This window comes from Eubacterium sp. AF15-50, from assembly GCF_934835595.1.
Classification (GTDB): domain Bacteria; phylum Bacillota; class Clostridia; order Lachnospirales; family Lachnospiraceae; genus Eubacterium_G; species Eubacterium_G segne.
The window spans coordinates 28,197-48,055 of sequence record NZ_CAKVZL010000005.1 but is presented as its reverse complement, the minus strand read 5'-3'; the positions used below and the strand labels follow the sequence as shown (position 1 = coordinate 48,055).

Below are 19,859 nucleotides of genomic sequence, written 5' to 3'. Positions count from 1 at the left end.
GTTATTATTCCGGCTATCTTATCTTCTTTCTTAAGCCCTGACAAAAATTCACTGTTATCCCTTAGTTTTCTCTTTCTTCTGTTTTCCTTCGATTTTCTCTCCACCTGGTCGGCGTACCCCATAAAATCATACAGGCCGTTTCTTACCGGCTGGGCATAATGTACATTGGATGCGTTTTCAATTCCCAAAAGCATGTAAACAATGTTACCGCTTTTCTTTATGACACACATCTTCTCTAAGTCCCTTACTCTGTCCCTTGTAATTAGCTTTCCATTCTCCCCTTCCATTAATAACAGTTCTTCTGCACTGATTTCCTTTAACATGTCATGTTTTATAATCTGCTTTCCCCCATATATGGCATAGTTAAACACATCTGCAAATCTCACATTATCTGACATGTACTTCTTGGTTGCTATATCCTTGTTTCCCATATAACACCCCTTTCCTTTAATATTTCGAGGTGTATACTATTAGTTTCTCTTATTCTTTTTATAGTATACACCGGATGTAAAAAAATTACAATAGCACAATATAAACATCATAAAGTACAAACCACCATTGCGCCTGCTCAAATATTCAATTTGTATTTATCCGTTCTTACTTTGTAGTATTTTATTTACATCTTACATTTATTATATTATATATGTTTTGTTGCATTGTCAAGTTGTTTTTATATTATACTTTATCTTTAATATATTTTTTCTACAATAAGTGTCATTTTGTTATCTATAGACATTTTAAACACTTAATTGTCTAATTTTTTTGCCACCTCTATGTATTCAGTAATTATCAGCAAACAAAAAATCCATGTACGAGCCATCTCCCACATGGATTTTCTACTTTTTCATTTTCTAATTATTTTCTCCGGCTTCTTTAAGCGCCTCCACATAAAAATCCTTCAACCACTTTGCATTTTCCTTAATGTCAAATCCGGCATTAACTATTGTTTCATATGTATCTTTTTTCTTAAAATTTTTAAGCACATCATCAATCACTTCTGCCCATTTTTCAGGAGCCTCCTCTAAGGATACAACTTTGACATTTCCTGTAATATCACATTGTATAGGAACCTTGTCTGAAATTACACATGGTAAGCCTGCTGCCTGTGCCTCCACCATAGTCACCGGCAATCCTTCAAAAAGTGATGGCAGAAGGAACACATCAAAAGCCTGCACCACTTTTTCCACATCTTCCCTTACTCCCAAAAACTTTACTGAGTCTTCCAGACCTAAATCCTTTACTTTATGGCGAATCTGATTTTTTAAAGTATCATCTGCCTCTCCGCCACCTACTAAAAGAAGCACCGTATTCTTATCTCTGTCATGAACAGCTTTAAATATATCAATTAAAAAAGTATGATTCTTCTGCGGAAAGAAACGTCCAACGTGACCTATAACCTTTTTACCTGAAATTCCCAGTTCTTCCCGCATACGGTTTTGAGTTTCTTCATTATATCTATACTGATTTGCGTCAATGGCATTCTTCATTATAATAACATTATTTCTGTTTTTCTTTCCATAAAGCCAGTCCCCCGCCTCAATACCACAGGCAAACATATGAGTATTATAGTATTTAAGCATAAACCTGAAATAATACCTCATAATCAGTTTCAAATCCACTCCCAATGGGCGGTTGTGGGAATGGGAAATTCTTACAGGAACCCCTGCTTTTTTTGCTTCTTTTAACGGAAAATAACTTCTCTCCTCAAGATTTGAATGTACAATTTTATATTCCGGATGTTCTTTTAAAAAGTTATAAACTTCCTTTTTATATTGCCTAAAATATTTCGGATACATAGGGCACATATGATAAATCTTACCACCTAGCTGCTCTATCTCATCCTCGTATGCAGCCCTGTAATCCCTGTTTGTAAGAAAATCAAATTTAATGATATCCCTATCTATATTTCTCATATAATTCATAATCATAGCTTCAGCCCCACCACGGTCCATAACCGTATCAAGCACTAAAACGTGAATTGGTTCCATGTATTTCTGCTCCCTTTTTATCTTTTACTGCAATTTTCAATAACTTCATTCATCCTGCTTTTGTCACAATATATTTTATCCGGCAAGGTACTCATAAAATGCCTCTAAATCCTTAGCTGCATCCGCTATTTCATATCCTCTCTCAATCACTTTTTCTTTCATTAGGATGCTTTCAGCTTCCCGATTTTGACCATCGGCTGTCATGGATAATATTTTTTGTGCCCACTGAGAAGCATCCTCTTCTAATGATTTATACTGGATTTTTTCTGTCATATTTATGTCATAGCCCACGGCATCTGAAACTAAACAGCAAAGTCCCACCGCCTGTGCTTCCACCAATGTCACCGGAAATCCCTCTGTTCTAGAAGGCATCACCAATATATCCATTGCCTGCATCAGCTCATTTATATCTTCCCTTACCCCTAAAAGCTTAACTTTGCCCTTAAGTCCTGACTGCTGCACTTTTCTCTCAATTTCTTCTTTATAGCTAATTTCCTCTTTAGGTTTCCCTCCACCTATTAACATCATTGCGGATTTTTTATTGAGGATATTAACATTTTTAAATATATCAATTAAAAAACTTTGGTTCTTATCATGTGTAAATCTGCCTACATGTCCAATAACCAAAGTATCTCTGCTTATCTTCATTTTTTTTCGTACTTTTTCCCTTACATCTGTTGAATAACTGAACTTATCAGTGTCAACGGCATTCTTCATTAAAACCACAGTATTTTTTGAATGTTTTTCTCCCTTTACGAAACTTTCCATTTCTACCAGGTCTGCATCACTTCCAAAAAGCCATTTTGCCGCTTTTTCACCACATGCCACTTTGTGCGTACAATACTTCTGAAGCTTCCTTCTAAAATACAGCCTCATAATCATTTTCATATTACGACCACACGGAGCCGAATGAGCATGGGCAACTCTTACGGGGATTCCCATTTTCTTTGCAATTTTAAAGGCAAAGTAACTTCTTTCTTCAAGATTTGAATGAATAACACCATATCCCGAATGTTCTTCTAAGAAATTCCTGAATTCCTTTTTATATCTGTAGAATTTGCCCGGATATATAGGACACATATGATAAATCCTGCCACCTAATTTTTCTATTTCGTCCTCATAATCAGCTTTTTGTTCTCTGTTTATGAGAAAATCCATATGAATTTTTTCCCTATTAATATTTCTAAGATAATTCATCATCATGGTTTCAGCCCCGGCTCTATCCATGACAGTTATCAGCACAAGAACATTTATTTTCTTCATTTGCTTCTACTTTCATTATATACTTCTTTATATTTATTACACAGGCACTTGCTGTTAAACTCATTTAATATATCTGAATATGCCTGTTCTATCAGCTTGTCACTGTTTCCCTTTTCTATGTCTTTTAACGCCTCTACAAACTGATCTGTTTCATCGCAAATGTAACCATTATAATCATTCTTTATTACATCACGATTTCCCACTACATTGCTAACCACACAGGCTTTTTTCATATACATTGCTTCTAACAGTGAAATAGGCAACCCTTCATATCTCGAAGCCAGAATAAACGCATCAAACTTTGTGCTTAATTCCATTGCCTCTTTATGTTCCAGCCAGCCTGTAATAACTATGTTGTCAGCCGTCAGCTTATCACGCATATCCCCATCACCTATCCATACAAACTGCATTTCCGGCAATTTTTGTGCAATTTCGTTAAACAATTCCGGCCACTTCTGGTAATTAATCCTTCCTACGGTATAGGCCGTAAAAACATTCTTCTTTATATTAAAATCCTCTAAATTCTGCTCATTAGCATTAATCAAATTAGCATTAAGTTTGTCTATGTTTACTCCATTGCTAATATATGTGGAATTTTTGGTAACTATCCTGCTTTGCTCCCACTCACTTTTTCCACATGCCACTGTAAGGCATTTTCTTTTTCCAAGGATTTTTTCCATAGTTTTATAAATCTGTTGTTTAATCCCTGACTCATTTTCCATTAGGGAACTGTAACCATGAGGGGTGTAAAACATCTTTGCTTTTCCTGTTCCCACAAGCAATCTTCCCAGTGCTCCCGCCTTAGATGAATGAAGATGAATTATATCCGGCTTTTCTTTTTTTACAATCTTTCTTAATTCAATATATGCCTTAATGTCTTTTACCACATTTAAACTTCTGGTAAAGTTCTCAACCTTAATAAGTTTAATACCCTCATTAAAATAGTCCTCATAGTTTTCCGGCGTTTCTTTTCGCATACCAAAAGCAATGGATACATCAAATTCATCGCTCATGCCATTGGCTAATTCCGCTAAATATGTAAATACTCCCCCACCCATAGCCTCAACTAAATGTAAAACTTTTTTCTTTTTATTCATGTATTATCCTCATTTAAAGTCAAAATTTTCAGGTGACTTAATACTATTTTATACTAAAATCTAAATGTTTCCTTAAACCCTTTCATCTGTTTATCCTTGTCACTTAGATTAAGTAGGGTTCCATCTTCCATTTTATACCCTTTAGGTGATGCACTTCCACTATATTCCCCTATTACCTTAGGCCACTTTATGCCTATTTCAGGGTCATTCCATGCAAGACCACCTTCATCTCCCGGATGATAAAAATCCGTTACCTTGTAGCAAAACTCTGCTTCATCTGACAGCACCAGAAATCCATGGGCAAATCCTTCAGGAATATAAAACTGTTTCTTGTTTTCTTCTGACAGTTCCACACCATACCACTTGCCATATGTCTTTGAATCTCTTCTTAAATCCACAGCCACGTCAAAAACCGTTCCCTTTATAACTCTTACTAACTTACCCTGAGGATATTCCTTCTGGTAATGTAATCCTCTTAAAACACCCTTTGTGCTCATAGACTGATTATCCTGAACAAAAACCATGTCAAGTCCGGCTTCCTTCATATCGTTTAAATTGTAGGTTTCCATGAAATATCCTCTGTCATCTCCATGAACTGTAGGCTCTATCACACATAAACCTTCTATATCACATTTCGTTACTTTAATTTGTCCCATTTTCTATCTCCATTTTCTGCTGTAAATATCTTGAAAGTGCATCTTTCCAATCCGGCAGTGGTTCAAAGCCTTGATTCTTAAGCTTTGATTTATCCATTCTGCTGTTAGACGGTCTTTTGGCTTTAGCGGGATACATATCACTTCCTACCGGTAAAACCTCCACCTTACTATACTTATCATTATATTTAGCAGCCTGCTTCATTATTTCCACTGTAAAATCATACCAGCTGATGTAACCACCTTCATTTGTTGCATGATATATGCCATACTTATCGCTTTCTGCCATATCTACTAACAACCTGGACAAATCATAGGTATAAGTAGGGGTTCCTACCTGGTCAGAAACCACCGTCAGCCTGTCATGGGTAAGTCCCAGATTAAGCATTGTGTTAATAAAGTTCTTTCCGTTAATACCAAATACCCATGCAATTCTCACTATAAAGTACTTTTCCATATACTTTTGTACAGCCAGTTCACCTAAATATTTTGAATTTCCGTACACATTAAGAGGATTTCTCTCATCCTCCGGCTGCCACGGAGTCTCTCCCTGACCGTTAAATACATAGTCTGTACTTATGTAAACCATTTTGCAATTAATTTCGTTGCACACCTTGGCAATGTTTTCAGTACCTGTAGCATTTACAGCCATTACCTTTGGTACATTCTCTTCATCTTCCGCAGCGTCCACCGCCGTCCATGCTGCACAGTGAATAACCACATCAGGATTAATTTCCTTTATTATTTTATTAACTGCCACCTCATCAGTGATGTCCATTTCTTCCACGTCTACACCTACTGCCTGATGACCTCTTTTTTTCAGCTCATTCATAAGGTCAAATCCCAGCTGACCTTTTACTCCTGTTACCAGTACCTTCATCTTCTATGCTCTGTCCTTTTCAACATACATCTTTTCAAAATAATTGCGGTAATCTCCGCTTATGATATTTTCCCACCATTCTCTGTTATTTAAATACCAGTCAATGGTCATTCTTATTCCGTCTTCAAATTTAGTTTCCGGCAGCCAGCCCAACTCATTATGTATTTTTGTAGGGTCAATTGCATATCTCATGTCATGTCCCGGTCTGTCTGTTACAAAAGTTATAAGGCTTTCCGGTTTTCCCAGCTGCTTAATTACTGTTTTTACAACTTCCAAATTGCTCTTTTCGTTGTGACCGCCTACATTATATATTTCTCCCTCTCTGCCATTTCTTATTACTAAATCAATGGCACTACAGTGATCCTTTACATAGAGCCAGTCTCTTATATTTTCACCTTTTCCATATACCGGCAATGTTTCATTTGCCAAAGCTCTCGAAATAATAAGTGGAATCAGTTTCTCCGGAAAATGATATGGTCCATAGTTATTGCTACATCTTGTTATTGTAACAGGAAGCCCAAAAGTTCTATGATATGCCATTACCAGCAAATCCGCACCTGCCTTTGACGCTGAATAAGGTGATGATGTATGTATAGGAGTCTCCTCTGTAAAGAATAAATCAGGTTTGTCTAAAGGCAAATCCCCATATACTTCATCTGTTGATACCTGATGATATCTCTTTATTCCATATTTTCTGCAGGCATCCATTAACACCTGCGTTCCCATTATATTTGTCTTAAGGAAAATTCCCGGAGCCTCAATTGAGCGGTCTACGTGAGACTCAGCTGCAAAGTTTACAATAATATCCGGATGCTCCTCCTCAAATAATTTCTCAACACATTCCTTATCTGCAATATCTCCCTTAACAAATCTAAAGTTAGGGTTCTTCATGGCTTCTTCTAATGTTGCAAGATTTCCTGCATATGTAAGCTTGTCAAGACATATAATTCTGTCCTCCGGATGCTTCTCTAATTCTAAATATACAAAATTACTTCCAATAAATCCTGCTCCACCTGTAACTATTATATTCATAATTCTTTTTCCTTATCTTAATTCCTTTAACATTTCTATGTATTTTCCATCAACAACATCTTTAAGGTATCTGCCATACTCATTTTTCTTCATCATTTCATATGCCTGCATAACCTCTTCCCTGGAAATCCAGCCATTTAAATATGCGATTTCCTCAGGGCATCCTATCTTTCTGTGCTGATGTTCTTCCATCGTCTTTACAAAGTTAGTAGCTTCCACCAGACTCTCATGAGTTCCCGTATCTAACCATGTAAATCCCTGTCCTAACAATTCCACATCTAATTCATTATTGTTAAGATACATTGCATTTAAATCTGTTATTTCCAGTTCACCTCTGGCAGAAGGTTTTAATCTCTTAGCATAATCAACCACTTTATTGTCATAAAAATAAAGCCCTGTTACACAATAATTGCTCTTTGGATGTTCCGGCTTTTCTTCAATGGATATAGCCCGTCCATTTTCATCAAATTCCACAATTCCAAATCTTTCCGGATCATCTACATAATAACCGAATACCTTAGCACCGTTTTTTATGGTTGCCGCATCTCTAAGCTTCTCCGTTAGTCCATGACCTGTAAATATATTATCACCTAAAATCATGGCAACACTGTCATCACCAATAAAATCTGCACCTATAATAAATGCCTGTGCTAATCCATCAGGGCTTGGCTGCACCGCATAAGTTAAATTAATGCCAAAGCGGCTTCCGTCCTGCAATAATTCCTTAAATCTCGGTGTGTCTTCCGGCGTGGATATTATCATTATATCTCTAATTCCTGCTGTCATAAGAACTGACAACGGATAATAAATCATCGGTTTGTCATATATAGGTAACAACTGCTTTGATGTTACCATAGTCAGTGGATACAGTCTCGTTCCTGAACCACCTGCTAAAATAATTCCCTTCATATCTGACTTCCTTTGTTTTTAAATAATTATTCTATAATATTTTATCATTTATAAAATAGGCTTTCAATAGTCAATTAAAGAGAGCACTTCATGCCCTCTTGTTTTTTATTACGTGGTATAATATATAACCTATGTACGTGCCTAAGGTATTCATTATTAAATCCTCTGTCTGAACTACTCCACAACACAAAATCAGTTGCATTGTTTCAATAAACAGACTCATTAAAAACCCCATAAGAACGCATACTTTAACGTTCTTTGCCCTGTTCCACACAAAAGGGAGTAATGTCCCAAGAGGTATAAACACCAAAGCATTGGCAATGGCATATAAAATTATATACCTGACACCACCTGCGGTGTTAAATGGAATCAGGTCAATTTTACTTATACTTCCTATTTTTCTGGAAAATAAGGTCATATATAAAGCCATCGCCAGATATATTAAGATAAATATGTACCTTGTTTTCCTTTTTATATTTTTTCCTGATATTTTCTCATATACCTGCATCACTATAACTGTAAGTATTCCAAATCCAATTCCAATAGGAATGACCTTTAAGACCTGAAACACCAATGATTCTATATGCTTAATAAATTGCTCTATTACTAACTTACTCATTTTTTTCTGTAAAACATTCCCTCTGCAAAACCTCTATTCTACTTAATTTTGTAAATAATGGTTTCTCAATATATTTTTTTCTTAAACTATCTATACATACACATACAACAAACACCAATATTGTACAGACAATTGCATGCACTACGAATAAATTAGAATTATAGTATTTAGTATTTTTGAACAAATCATTCCATAAAAACTTTCTCATGGCATCACCTCGGGTATGAATTAAAAACACACCAAAAGTTGTTCCTGCAACACTGTTTATTATCTTACTGTTTTTTATGTCAATATTATTAAACAACATAAACAAACTTAATGCACATATAAAAGCTAACAGTTTATGGCTGTCATTGCATAAATAGTAATAATCGTAGAATCCCAATCTGCTTCCAATGTAATCTACCACCACAATACTTGTAAATAGCAAAGCTAGAGAATATAATAATGTAAGCAGAGCATATTTAATCTGTTGCGTATATTTATTTGGATACAATCTCAAAAATGAACCAACAAAATAAAGTGTAACATACCATCCTATATAACTCCAGGTATCATTTGTTAATATAAAAGTAGAAATTCCCATGTATAAAATCAATAACACACAACATATTTTTGCATGCATAGCTTGTGATAAACTTTTTATTGCTCTATTTAAAAATGGAATCAAAATATAAAATGCCATAAAAGATCCTGTAAAAGACACTTCCACGCTATTAGCCACGTTAAATATCAACTTGTAAAGATTTTTAATATTCAATTCTGTATATCCCGTTAAAACGAATATTATAAATATTAAGACTGAATAAAACTTAATTTCCAAATATAACTTAAGTATTTTCAACCATGTTAATTTATATGTACACATAAAATAACAACTAATAAGCACAAATATGTTTATTGCCATTTTTCCACCAAATCCCCATATTTGTGAAAAAATCATATTAAAGGATATATTATTGAAGTCATACAAACTAACTATGCCTGAATTCACAACATAATGATGTGCAACAATTATAAACATTGCTATTATTCTTAATAACTCTAAATTCGAATTTCTTTCTTTCATCTACATTCTCTCTTTTTTCCAAAAAAAAGGGAACTTTTTCAAGTTCCCTTTATATTCTGTGAATTTTAAACAAATTATCTAACAGTTAACTTTGCTGCATCTGTTATTACAGTATTTCCCTTCTTATCTGTAATTACACATCTGTAAAGTCTTCCGTTGTAATTAGATGGTGCTACAAGCTGTAAAATGTTTGTCTTAGCTCCTGCAAGGCTTGTGTTACCCCATCTTTCACCATTACTACTACTTACCTGCCACTGGTATGTAAGTCCTTCACCTGTAGCTTCTACAATAAATGATGTAGCGCTACCTGCTGCAACTGATACATCCTTTGGCTGAGCATTGATTATAATAGAATCACCTGTAGCTTCACCAATTGAAAGCTTAGCTGCTTCAGAAACAACTGTGTTTCCTTTAGCATCTGTAATTACACATCTATATAATCTTCCATCATATGTAGCTGGTGCTGAGAATGATAACAATGCTGTATTATTTCCTGAAAGGCTTGTATTACCCCACTTAGCACCATTGCTACTACTTGTCTGCCACTGATACTTGAGTCCTACGCCTTCTGCTACAACCTTAAATGATACAATCTTTCCAACGCCTGTCTTAACATCTGTTGGCTGAGATGTAATCTTAACTGTTCCTGTTGTTGAACTAAATGAAAGCTTAGCTGCATTAGATGTAACTGTTTTTCCGTTTGCATCTGTAATTATACATCTATATAATCTTCCATCGTAGTTAGCAGGTGCTGTAAATGACAATGTTGCTGTCTTGTTTCCTGCAAGACTTGTGTTGCCCCATTTTGCACCATTACTGCTGCTTGTCTGCCACTGATATGTAAGACCTGTTCCCTGTGCTTTAACTTTAAATGTAACTGTATTTCCAGCCTGTGCCTTAACATCTTCCGGCTGTTTTACAATCTTAAGTTCTGTCTGTAAGCTTCCTAATGAAACCTTTGCTGCGTTAGATGTAACTGTATTTCCATTCTTATCTGTTACGATACATCTGAATAATCTTCCTTCATAGTTACTTAAAACTGTAAATGTTAATGTTGTTGTTTTGTTTCCTGCAAGACTTGTGTTACCCCATCTTTTACCATTGCTACTACTTACCTGCCACTGATATTTAAGACCTTCACCTTCTGCCTTTACTGAAACACTTGTTGTGCTTCCAACTTCTGCTTTAACGTCCTGTGGCTGGCCTGTAATCTTTAAAGTTGCCTGTGATTTTTCAATGGATAACTTAGCTGCATTAGATGTAACTGTTTTTCCGTATTTGTCTGTTACGATACATCTGTATAATCTTCCATCATAATTAGCAGCCGCTGTAAGGGTTAATGTTGTTGTCTTGTTTCCTGCAAGACTTGTGTTACCCCATCTTTCACCATTGCTACTGCTTACCTGCCACTGATATTTAAGACCTTCACCCTGTGCCTTAATGTTAAAGTTAACTGTTGTTCCGGCTTTTACCATAACATCCTGTGGCTGGCTTGTAATCTTTAGCTCAACAGGTGCTACTGTTGGCTTCTCTGTTGGAGCCTCTGTAGGAGCTTCTGTTGGCTTCTCTGTTGGAGCTTCTGTTTCAGAAAGTGCTTCCTTCTTAAATAAAACTTTTGCTGTATTGTTACCATACTTAACAATAACTTCGTTTACATCCTGAGTAAGTGCTGATAAGTATACTACTGCACCTGCTCCGTCAATTGATGCTACGTTCTGTGAAACGCCGTTTACTGTTACACTTGTGATTGCTTCAGATACGTTAAAGTAAATACCTAACTCAGACGCCCATCCAGGCTGCTGAATGCTAACCACCTCATTAACTGTCATGTTTGCTTTGTCATAGTAGTAATTATTGTTTGAATTCTGTCCTACCAAAACCCAGTTTGCTCCAACTGTAGTCGGTTCTGTTTGTGTCTCTGGAGCTTCCGTTGTATATAACCACCAGAACGGGTTAGTTATAACGTCTCCGTCGAATTCATATGGATCATTTACGTTTGCCCCCAAAACTGTGATCGCGCCTAATGTTACCACTACCGAGAATAAAATTGCTAAAAATTTCTTCATTATACCTTCTCCTTCCTTTTAACTCGGACATAACCATATGAGTTATATTACCATATTACCAAATTTTTTTAAAGACTTAAATATAAATTTTTCACAAAAAAATATGAGTACCTTGGTAAAAATATAACACCTATGTTTCATGTTTTTTTATTTATCAATTTATATATGCACATTTTATATATTTTTCATTATTTGTTTTAACAATTATTTAGAATAATTTCACAAATCCTGTCTACGTCATCTATTTTCAAATCTGAATATATTGGTAATGTAAGCACCTGTAAAGATACTTTATAAGCCACAGGAGTATCTTTAACATCAAACATTCCCTCATAACATTCATAAGAATTAGTTAAAGGATAGAAATATTTCCTTGCTCCAATTCCATGTTCTGCCAGCAAATCAAATACTTCATCCCTGCTTTTTCCGAATTTATCTTTGTCAAATAAAACCGGAAAATAAGCATAGTTGCTTTTTACTGCGTTTTGACCAAGGTTCAGTTTTATTCCTACAACTCCATAGAGATTTTTAACATACTGTTCAAAAACCCGTCTTCTCTTCTCTATCTCATGGTCTAGATGCCTTAAATTACAGATTCCCATAGCCGCCGCAAATTCATTCATTTTGGCATTTCCACCTATAAATTCAGTAGTTTCCGGACCTGTAATGCCAAAGTTCTTCCATTCGTTTAATACCTTCTTCATAGATGAATCCTTAAAGCATACCGCGCCGCCTTCTATAGTATTAAATACCTTAGTGGCATGAAAGCTGAACATTGAGGCATCCCCAAATATTGCACTGCTTACCCCGTTTTTTTCCACGCCAAAGGCATGAGCCGCATCATAAATCACCTTAAGATTATGTTTCTTTGCAATCTTTTCAATTTTTTCCGTGTCACAAAGATTTCCATATACATGAACCGGAACTATTGCACAGGTTCTGTCTGTTATCAATGCTTCTATTTTGTCCGGATCAAGGGTGTAATCATCTTCCTTAATATCGCAAAATACCGGTTTTAACCCCTTGCGCACAATGGCATGGGTAGTTGATGCAAAAGTAAATGGTGTTGTAATTACCTCATTTTTAGGTTCTCCCCATGCATTCTTTTCTTTTCCTAACTGAAAAGCTTCCAAAATACATTCTAATGCCTGATGACCGTTTACAAACAATGCAATATTCTCTTTTGATATCCCAAGATAATCTGCCAGATCCTTTTCTAACTGCTTGTGCTTTACACCCATATTAGTAAGCCAATGGGTGTCCCACATATCCTTTATTTCATCTGCATATTCCTCAAAAGGCGGCATGGATGATCTTGTCACTAAAATTTTTTTGTCCATTAATTCCTCCCTAATTAGTCTAATTCTACTGAAGCAATTCTCGGTTCAAAGCAACAACATGGTCTTAAACATACCACACGGACTCCGCTGGCACGTTGTGGACCTACCTTCATAAATGTGGCAAGCACTGTGGTGTCCCCTCCCAGACCTAAAGGTCCGGTTCTCTCTTCATTAACCTTTTCAGTAATGTATTTTTCCATAGGACTTTGTCTGTCATATGTGCCATCCACCAAAGCTTCTAACATCATTGAAGCTGCCTCATAGTTAGAACGTCCAACTCCTACTCCCAATGTACATGGGGTACAGCCTAACTGCTTTGTTGCCTCCTTAGCCCATGACACAATTTCATCTAATACAACATTGGTATCGTGTTTGTGAAAAACCCTGTAAGTTCTGCCTCGTATAGCCGGTCCTCCTCCAAACATTAATATGTTAAGTTTAATTTTATCCTCTTTAATATTTCTAATAAGTATAGGTGCCGCCTCTAACATTCCCGGGTCATCCTCTAACCCCTGGGACTGGTCTATTCTCTGGCTGTCATTGCCTTTTATTGCCATTGGTCGTCCCGGAAGCTTTCTAAGACCACATCTCACGCCTTCTTTAATGGACTCAATCATTTCACCGGTTATGGCTTTACCCGGTCCCACTTCTAAAACCAAATGGGGAATACCTGTATCATCACATAACGGACTTTGATTTTTTTCTGCAACATAGGCATTTTCCAATATTTTTTCCATTGTCCATTTTGCCTGCTCATTAGTTTCCTTAGCTATTGCCTTTTTATATGCTTCTTTTTTATCTCCAAGGAATGTAGAGCCTGCTTTTACCAATGTGTCACATACCTTTGTAACTATTTTTTCGTCATACATATACCATGTACCTCTATGCTTTCTAATTATCTTATTATATGATATAATTTTCATTATAAAATTTAAAGGAGTTTATTATGCCAAAGCATTTACCCGGTGCAGATTTTCTCCGTGCCCTGTGCACTTTAGGAGTAGTCACCTACCATTTTTCCTGCACGCTTATATATTATAATATCAATTGTAACCCTCATATACTTTATCGTTTTGCCAACGGAAACTGGGGGTTAGTTTTTGTCACTATGTTTTTTATGCTTTCAGGTGCACTTTTGTATAAAAACAATTCAACAATAATGTCCTACAAAAGCTTTTATGTAAAACGTTGGAAAAGTATTTTTCCTATGTTCTACATGGCGTTTTTAATATTCTATATTCCCACTGCCGTAAGCAACCATTCTCTGTTTTATCTCGGAAAACCTTTTTCCATGATTTTAACACTGTTAGGAATGGATGGATATTTTTTGTATAAAATACCTAATTACTATCTCTTAGGAGAATGGTTTCTTGGTGCCATAATTTTTTTATATATTTTATACCCGTTATTTTTAAAGTTTCTGTCAAAACCGATACTTACCACCTGTATTCTCGTGCTTTTACACATTTGGCAAGTTTACACGGATTTCTTTACCATACATAATTTTTTAAATCTCATATCCTGCCTTATAAGCTTCTGGTTGGGTATGCTTTTTATGAAATATTATGTAAATATAATGAATTTTCTTAATGCTGGAAAAGTCATTATCCTTACAATACTGACTGTACCATTCATTTTAATAAAATTCAGCCTTATCCCCAATAATTTTGTCATTCATCTGTTAGGCTATATTCTCTTTGTACTCGCCTTTTATTTTGGCAATATTATTATGAAAAATAAGTATATTTCTAAATCATGTACTTTTGTAAGTTACATATCTTATGGAATATTCTTATTACATCACCAATTATTGTTTAGAGTCTTAGGCAATTTTTCAAATATATCCTTTACCGGCTCTGTATTTCTTTTAATGGGTATGTATGTTCTATGTATGATTTCCGCCTATATATTGACAAAGCTTTGCAATTACATAATGCATTTTTTAAAAAACCGTTGAAAAAAGCATAGGTATCATATGCCTTTTAATATATGCTTTCACCATGAGCCGCTGCAATAATAATAGGATAGTCCCTGATTTCCAATTCATACAAAGCTTCCATTCCCAGTTCGCTAAAAGCAATTACCTTCCTGCTTAGTGTATTTTCACCAAGTAACGCCGTAACCGGTGGAATTACCGCATATACCGAATTATACTTTTTCAATATCTCTATTGTTTCTTTTCCAACGGCACCCTTTCCCAAATGCACTTTAACTCCCGCCTTAGACAGCAATGGAAAACTACTTTCAATTTCTAATTTATTGCTGGATGTAGGTCCAACTCCCGCAGGACTTACAGCAGTATGAAAAATCACATTTCCCATCAAATTTATATCTGTATCTCCCAGTTTGTTTTCTTTTATCAGTTTACATACTTTAGGCAAAACAGCATCCCTGCCGCAATATATTTTTCCTGACAACAGAACCATATCTCCCGGCTTCAATGATTTTATTACTTCGTCATCTAATGGCGTATGTATCCGCTTTACTTCATTATTCATGTTATCACCTTATCCAAACAGTTCAAAATAACTTTGCTCGTTTTCTATTACACCGTAAGCTTTTGCTCTCATTACAATTTTTTCAGCCCATCTGTGATGAGGTCCAACCTCATTCATTCCTTTGCTTCCCTTTAAAACTCCACCTTTGGCATCTAATATCTGACAGGCATCTAAATACTCATCCTTTGTTACTGCAAGCATTCCATTTATATATGGAAGATGGGTAGGATGTATACATGTCTTTCCCATAAATCCATTTGCCTGATCCAGAAGAAGTTCTCTCAAAAGACCGTCTACGGCATTATTTACCAGGGTTGTTCTCTTAAGTAATGTATCCTGAAGACTAACTTCCGGTAATTCCTTAAACTTCATGTCTTTACTTGCCCTAAAATACTCCCATACCGGCCCTGAAACCGTATAGTCATTAAATCTTGTAAAGACGTTTAAAATATCCATCAGACAGTCCCTTACAGTCATAATGTCATATATTGTATAGTCAATTCCTCTTCTAAGTCCAAAGCATGAAGAAAAATCTGTCCCCCCTACACGGACATTCAGTATAAGGTCCTTATATTCGTCCATAATTTCCTTTACAGCCATAAGTTCATCCATTCTGGTTTCCTTGAATGCCACACGGCTGTCCTCAATTATTGGCATGCCATATATTATTTCCCCAAACTTTTCATTTAAATATTTTAAATGCTCTAAGTATTGTCTTCCATTAAGACTATTATATTTAGGGAAATTAAAACCTGCTATAACCTTTATATGCTCAGGCTTTAACATGGAACTAAAATGCTTAAACTGTTCAACGGAACGTACCCTGAAAAATATCAAAGGAATATCTTTATATGTAAGCTCTCCCTTCTCCATTTTTTCACTAATTACATCCAACAGGTGTATGGAATTTTCTTCTGCCTGGGGAACCTTTGACTCCTCACATGCATCCTCAAAACACATCACCATTGTAGTAAGTCCCGGATGTTTCCTGTCTATAATAGCCTGGGCGAAATCCTTTGTTCCCGGCATGTACATTGTTGCCCCCAAGCAATATTTAAGCATTGAAATATCTGTGTACTTGTTAAATTCTTCCGGTTCTTTATAAAACTTAAATTCCGGATTATATAATTGATGTCTCATTTTAATCCTCTTTTTTTATAATGTATGTTTCTCTATTTAATAAAGGTTCTCCTTCAGGAGAGCGTACCTCTATGTTATCAAATGCTATTGCAGCTTTTTTATAAAGTTCGTTATAGTCATCTGCCTCTATAATAAAAGAACCTACCCTGTTTCCACTTCTTATATCAGCGTCAATAACATCACCTGTTTCCTTATTTACAAAAAAGTCCTTAATAATGTTTTCCTTTTTTAATTTCTCAAAACCTTCAATGTGGTGAAAAACTCCCGGGTGCATATATAACAGGTTTGTAGAATACACCTTTTTTGCCCGTTTTTTGTTTATAATAACCTTGTTTCCCAAAAATGAATCTATGGCAGCCTCCACAATATCAAAACCTGTAACCATTTTTATAAGATAATAGCTTAAGCCTCCACCAATTCTTGGGGCAAATTCCAGAACATTTATATGATTATCCTCTGAAACAATAGCCTGATAGAAAAACGGTGTATTTTTTAATTTAAAACCCTTGGCAATTTTGTTTGCAATGTCTTCAACCTCCTTCATTAATGCATCAGATAACGGTGCCGGAACAATAGAACCGAAAGATTGAAGTACCATTCCGTTTTCAGCAATTATTTTTTGCTTTTGCCTTGTCATAATAACTTCAACTTTTTCATCTGTAACAAAGCAGTCTACCTGAATTTCATTTCCACTGTTAAATTTTTCTATTAATCCGGTCTTTGTTCTGCTTAAACCAATAGCCTCTGCAGCATATTTTTTTGCCTCGTCTATATTGTCAACTCTATGCACTCCTTTAGAACTGTTGCAATCCACAGGCTTTACAACAGAAGGGAATGTTACTTTTTTCCAGTCAATCTCCTCTAAATTATGATAAACCATATATTCAGCAGTTGGAATATGATTGTCAACCATTATCCCTTTCATTCTGGATTTATCTGTGACATCCAGTGCCGTTTCATACGTATATGGCTTTGTAAGATTTAATTTTTCTGCCACATAACAGCATGTAAGATTTGCCTGATCAATACATGTACTTATTACAAGACTAACATTTTCTCTTTTTGCTATATCATAAACCTTATCTAAATCCAGGGTACTTTCACATATATGTTTATCTGCAACCTTTTTTCCCGGGGATTCCTTAAGATAATCCACAAGTATTACATAATACCCTCTCTTTTTCAGTTTATTTATCAGCATTGCATGAGGTGCAGTACCTCCTAAAACTATGGCTTTTTTTTCATTCATATCTATACTATCTCTCTTTTATTTTGAATATTTTTCTATTATATTTATTCTTTAAAAAAGGATAAAACGGTTCTAAAATTCTAAGTTGGCCATGGCTGTTAATTTCTAATATGGAAAATCCGTCATCCGTAGGCACAATGTCCATTATTAAATATGGTGTCATTGGAATATACTCTGATATTTCCGTGACAAATCTTTTTAATTCATCCCAATCAGGAACAATATCACCAATTAGATTTTTCCCTGTGTCCGGATGTGTAGGGCAGGGAATAAATGTATCATCATCTTCCCTATATATAGGCTTGAAGCTTTCACCGTTATCTAATTTTAATCCACAATATATTGTTCCGTGATAATCCGTTACTACACCGGCTTCCTTACAGCCCAGACGTATTAATGATGCCGTAAATTTTGAGCCTTCCTCTTTATCATAAATCATTAATACTCTGATTACCGCAAATGCATCCTTTCCGCATAATTCTTCATAATGTTTATGCGGCTTCACATATTCTGTAATAATATAATTGTCTAATCCTCTTACTAATTCAGTCATTTTACTTTCTTCAATCTGACTGTTATTTGCATAAAACTTTCCATTGTCATATTGCAGTTTATAAAAACCAATCCCATGTCCCCCTGTAACAGCTTTTGCAGCTATGACCTTTTCAGTTTTTATTAAATCCATAATATCCTTTACGGAACCGTTTTTTTTGTTTTCTACATCTAGTGGTAAAAACTCCTTGTCCCTGGCATACCAATAATGCCGTGGCATGTGTGACTTAAAAGGCATTAGCAGGTAATATGTACTGAGTTTATTTTCAAACCACGACTCAAAATCACGGTTTCTGTAATTTTCTTTATTGTAAAAGTCGAAATCAGATATATAATCTCTGTAATTATCCTTTGTCATTCCATAATATTTTAATTTATATGAAGGAATGCCACGTTTATATCCCCATTCCTTTGTTTCCTTTGTTTCGCCCTGATAATCAAAGTAATCATGAAGATATTCCTTTGCTATTCTGTCAACTCTAAAATCAATTACACCATTTTTTCTTGCCAATTTTGCAAATTGATAATATTTTATTTTGCGTTTTAATCCTCCGGGCTGACTGGCTGCAATTTTTATTTCTCTAAGCTTCTTCCTAATCATTTCTATCTTATACTTCCTTTCGGTGACTGTATTGCCTCAGGATAATATGCGTCTATAACTCTCTTAACCAGTGACACCTGTTTTGCTCTCTGCTTTGCATCTGCTTCTGAGCTGTCCCAGCTATGTGTTTTTGCCACAGAGCCTCCTGTCTTTAAGTAAATAGGTGCTGCAATTCTTATCATTTCAGGCACTTCGTAATGTCTTATAAAGCCTCCTGTTGACTTAGGATTTTCAGTATGAATATCAATAGGTATGTCTATTGCCTGACGCATTGCTGCAAGCATCTGTAACTGGATATCTCTTACAGGGTTAATTGAGTTAGCTCCAATGGATTCAAGTAACTTAGCTGAGCATGGATTTCCGTGTCCTGCATGGGCTGAAATCTTAAAATGGCAATCTGCCGGTATTTCTCCTGCTTTTCTCATTTCATTGAGAAGCCATAAGCATCCTTCATCATATACTAAAAATGAACGGCATCCAAAGGCTGCTGCCCTTTTTACGTCTTCCACGGCTCTTACAATCTGTTCCTGACCACGAAGTCTGTATCCCATTCTTACACCTTCCGGGGTGTTTACTGAGGCACTTGTATCTGTTGTGGCTCTTGGACCTATTGCCAGAATCAAGTCCGTTCCGTAATCCTTTGCCAGTTTTACCATTTCCATTATTTCATTATCTGTCAACATCATAATACCCTTTGTCTGGGTTACTCTATGTAAACTTATCTGATACTTGTCCATTTCATCCAGCAATGCTTCCATTACTTTAGGGCTCTGTATTCCCGGTACCTCAAAACGGTACTGTCCTCCATCATGGAATCTTTTCTCAGATGTAGGAAGGTCATAAGCATCCCCTTCCGGCATTCCTATTGACTTCAAAAATTCTCTGGTTTCCTTCATAACTTCT

18 protein-coding genes and 1 pseudogene are annotated in these 19,859 nt (G+C 35.6%); 1 reads left to right on the top strand and 18 read right to left on the bottom strand.

From position 1 onward, the window contains the following. From Q5O73_RS01395 to Q5O73_RS01335, 13 genes and pseudogenes are all read right to left on the bottom strand, one after another. Nucleotides 1–431: pseudogene (locus Q5O73_RS01395) on the bottom strand (transposase); the annotation flags it as partial. A gap of 420 nt (nt 432–851) precedes the next feature. Beyond that, nucleotides 852–1,988, bottom strand: coding sequence for a glycosyltransferase family 1 protein (locus Q5O73_RS01390; RefSeq protein ID WP_021952330.1), 1,137 nt, complete (start codon nt 1,986–1,988; stop codon nt 852–854). A 75-nt stretch (nt 1,989–2,063) separates the two neighbouring features. Beyond that, entirely contained in the window at nt 2,064–3,251 is a 1,188-nt protein-coding gene (locus Q5O73_RS01385; RefSeq protein WP_302668879.1) for a glycosyltransferase, read from the bottom strand. Next, entirely contained in the window at nt 3,248–4,348 is a 1,101-nt protein-coding gene (locus Q5O73_RS01380) for a glycosyltransferase (RefSeq protein WP_302668878.1), read from the bottom strand. Before Q5O73_RS01380 ends, Q5O73_RS01385 begins: the two co-directional genes overlap by 4 nt. 53 nt (nt 4,349–4,401) lie before the next feature. Then, on the bottom strand, nt 4,402–5,004 hold the full coding sequence (rfbC, locus tag Q5O73_RS01375) for a dTDP-4-dehydrorhamnose 3,5-epimerase (RefSeq protein WP_021952333.1): 603 nt from the start codon (nt 5,002–5,004) through the stop codon (nt 4,402–4,404). Beyond that, nucleotides 4,991–5,881 (bottom strand): dTDP-4-dehydrorhamnose reductase, encoded by an 891-nt coding sequence (rfbD, locus tag Q5O73_RS01370; RefSeq protein WP_021952334.1) that lies wholly within the window; start codon nt 5,879–5,881, stop codon nt 4,991–4,993. Before rfbD ends, rfbC begins: the two co-directional genes overlap by 14 nt. A 3-nt stretch (nt 5,882–5,884) precedes the next feature. Further along, nucleotides 5,885–6,913, bottom strand: coding sequence for a dTDP-glucose 4,6-dehydratase (rfbB, locus tag Q5O73_RS01365; RefSeq protein WP_302668877.1), 1,029 nt, complete (start codon nt 6,911–6,913; stop codon nt 5,885–5,887). A 12-nt stretch (nt 6,914–6,925) separates the two neighbouring features. Next, nucleotides 6,926–7,822, bottom strand: a complete 897-nt coding sequence (gene rfbA, locus Q5O73_RS01360; RefSeq protein WP_302629386.1) for a glucose-1-phosphate thymidylyltransferase RfbA — start codon at nt 7,820–7,822, stop codon at nt 6,926–6,928. A gap of 88 nt (nt 7,823–7,910) precedes the next feature. Further along, nucleotides 7,911–8,441 carry a VanZ family protein gene (locus Q5O73_RS01355; RefSeq protein WP_302629387.1) on the bottom strand — a complete coding sequence of 177 codons (531 nt, stop codon included), beginning with the start codon at nt 8,439–8,441 and terminating at the stop codon, nt 7,911–7,913. Further along, nucleotides 8,434–9,510, bottom strand: a complete 1,077-nt coding sequence (locus tag Q5O73_RS01350) for an acyltransferase (RefSeq protein ID WP_302668876.1) — start codon at nt 9,508–9,510, stop codon at nt 8,434–8,436. Before Q5O73_RS01350 ends, Q5O73_RS01355 begins: the two co-directional genes overlap by 8 nt. 74 nt (nt 9,511–9,584) lie before the next feature. After that, complete coding sequence (locus tag Q5O73_RS01345) at nt 9,585–11,576, bottom strand: hypothetical protein (RefSeq protein WP_302668875.1); 1,992 nt, start codon at nt 11,574–11,576, stop codon at nt 9,585–9,587. Between the two features lie 197 nt (nt 11,577–11,773). Beyond that, on the bottom strand, nt 11,774–12,916 hold the full coding sequence (locus Q5O73_RS01340; RefSeq protein ID WP_021952339.1) for a DegT/DnrJ/EryC1/StrS aminotransferase family protein: 1,143 nt from the start codon (nt 12,914–12,916) through the stop codon (nt 11,774–11,776). A gap of 14 nt (nt 12,917–12,930) precedes the next feature. After that, nucleotides 12,931–13,839 (bottom strand): fumarate hydratase, encoded by a 909-nt coding sequence (locus tag Q5O73_RS01335; protein ID WP_302668874.1) that lies wholly within the window; start codon nt 13,837–13,839, stop codon nt 12,931–12,933. A 23-nt stretch (nt 13,840–13,862) separates the two neighbouring features. On the opposite strand from Q5O73_RS01335, the gene Q5O73_RS10585 reads away from it, so the two are divergent. After that, nucleotides 13,863–14,873, top strand: coding sequence for an acyltransferase family protein (locus Q5O73_RS10585; RefSeq protein WP_368074789.1), 1,011 nt, complete (start codon nt 13,863–13,865; stop codon nt 14,871–14,873). A gap of 25 nt (nt 14,874–14,898) precedes the next feature. Here the strand turns inward: Q5O73_RS10585 and Q5O73_RS01330 are convergent, their stop codons facing one another. Genes Q5O73_RS01330 through Q5O73_RS01310 form a run of 5 tightly spaced genes read right to left on the bottom strand, consistent with a single transcriptional unit; the run spans nt 14,899 to nt 19,852 of the window. After that, nucleotides 14,899–15,414 (bottom strand): fumarate hydratase C-terminal domain-containing protein, encoded by a 516-nt coding sequence (locus Q5O73_RS01330; RefSeq protein WP_302668873.1) that lies wholly within the window; start codon nt 15,412–15,414, stop codon nt 14,899–14,901. Between the two features lie 9 nt (nt 15,415–15,423). Continuing rightward, nucleotides 15,424–16,554, bottom strand: coding sequence for an HpcH/HpaI aldolase/citrate lyase family protein (locus Q5O73_RS01325; RefSeq protein ID WP_302624275.1), 1,131 nt, complete (start codon nt 16,552–16,554; stop codon nt 15,424–15,426). Nucleotide 16,555: 1 nt separating this feature from the next. Then, nucleotides 16,556–17,803: an ATP-grasp domain-containing protein gene (locus Q5O73_RS01320; RefSeq protein ID WP_302668872.1), complete on the bottom strand. Its 1,248-nt coding sequence runs from the start codon at nt 17,801–17,803 to the stop codon at nt 16,556–16,558. Nucleotides 17,804–17,810: 7 nt separating this feature from the next. After that, nucleotides 17,811–18,956, bottom strand: coding sequence for a sugar-transfer associated ATP-grasp domain-containing protein (locus Q5O73_RS01315; RefSeq protein WP_302624277.1), 1,146 nt, complete (start codon nt 18,954–18,956; stop codon nt 17,811–17,813). A 2-nt stretch (nt 18,957–18,958) separates the two neighbouring features. Continuing rightward, nucleotides 18,959–19,852, bottom strand: a complete 894-nt coding sequence (locus tag Q5O73_RS01310) for a hypothetical protein (protein WP_021952346.1) — start codon at nt 19,850–19,852, stop codon at nt 18,959–18,961. Nucleotides 19,853–19,859: the final 7 nt, after the last annotated feature.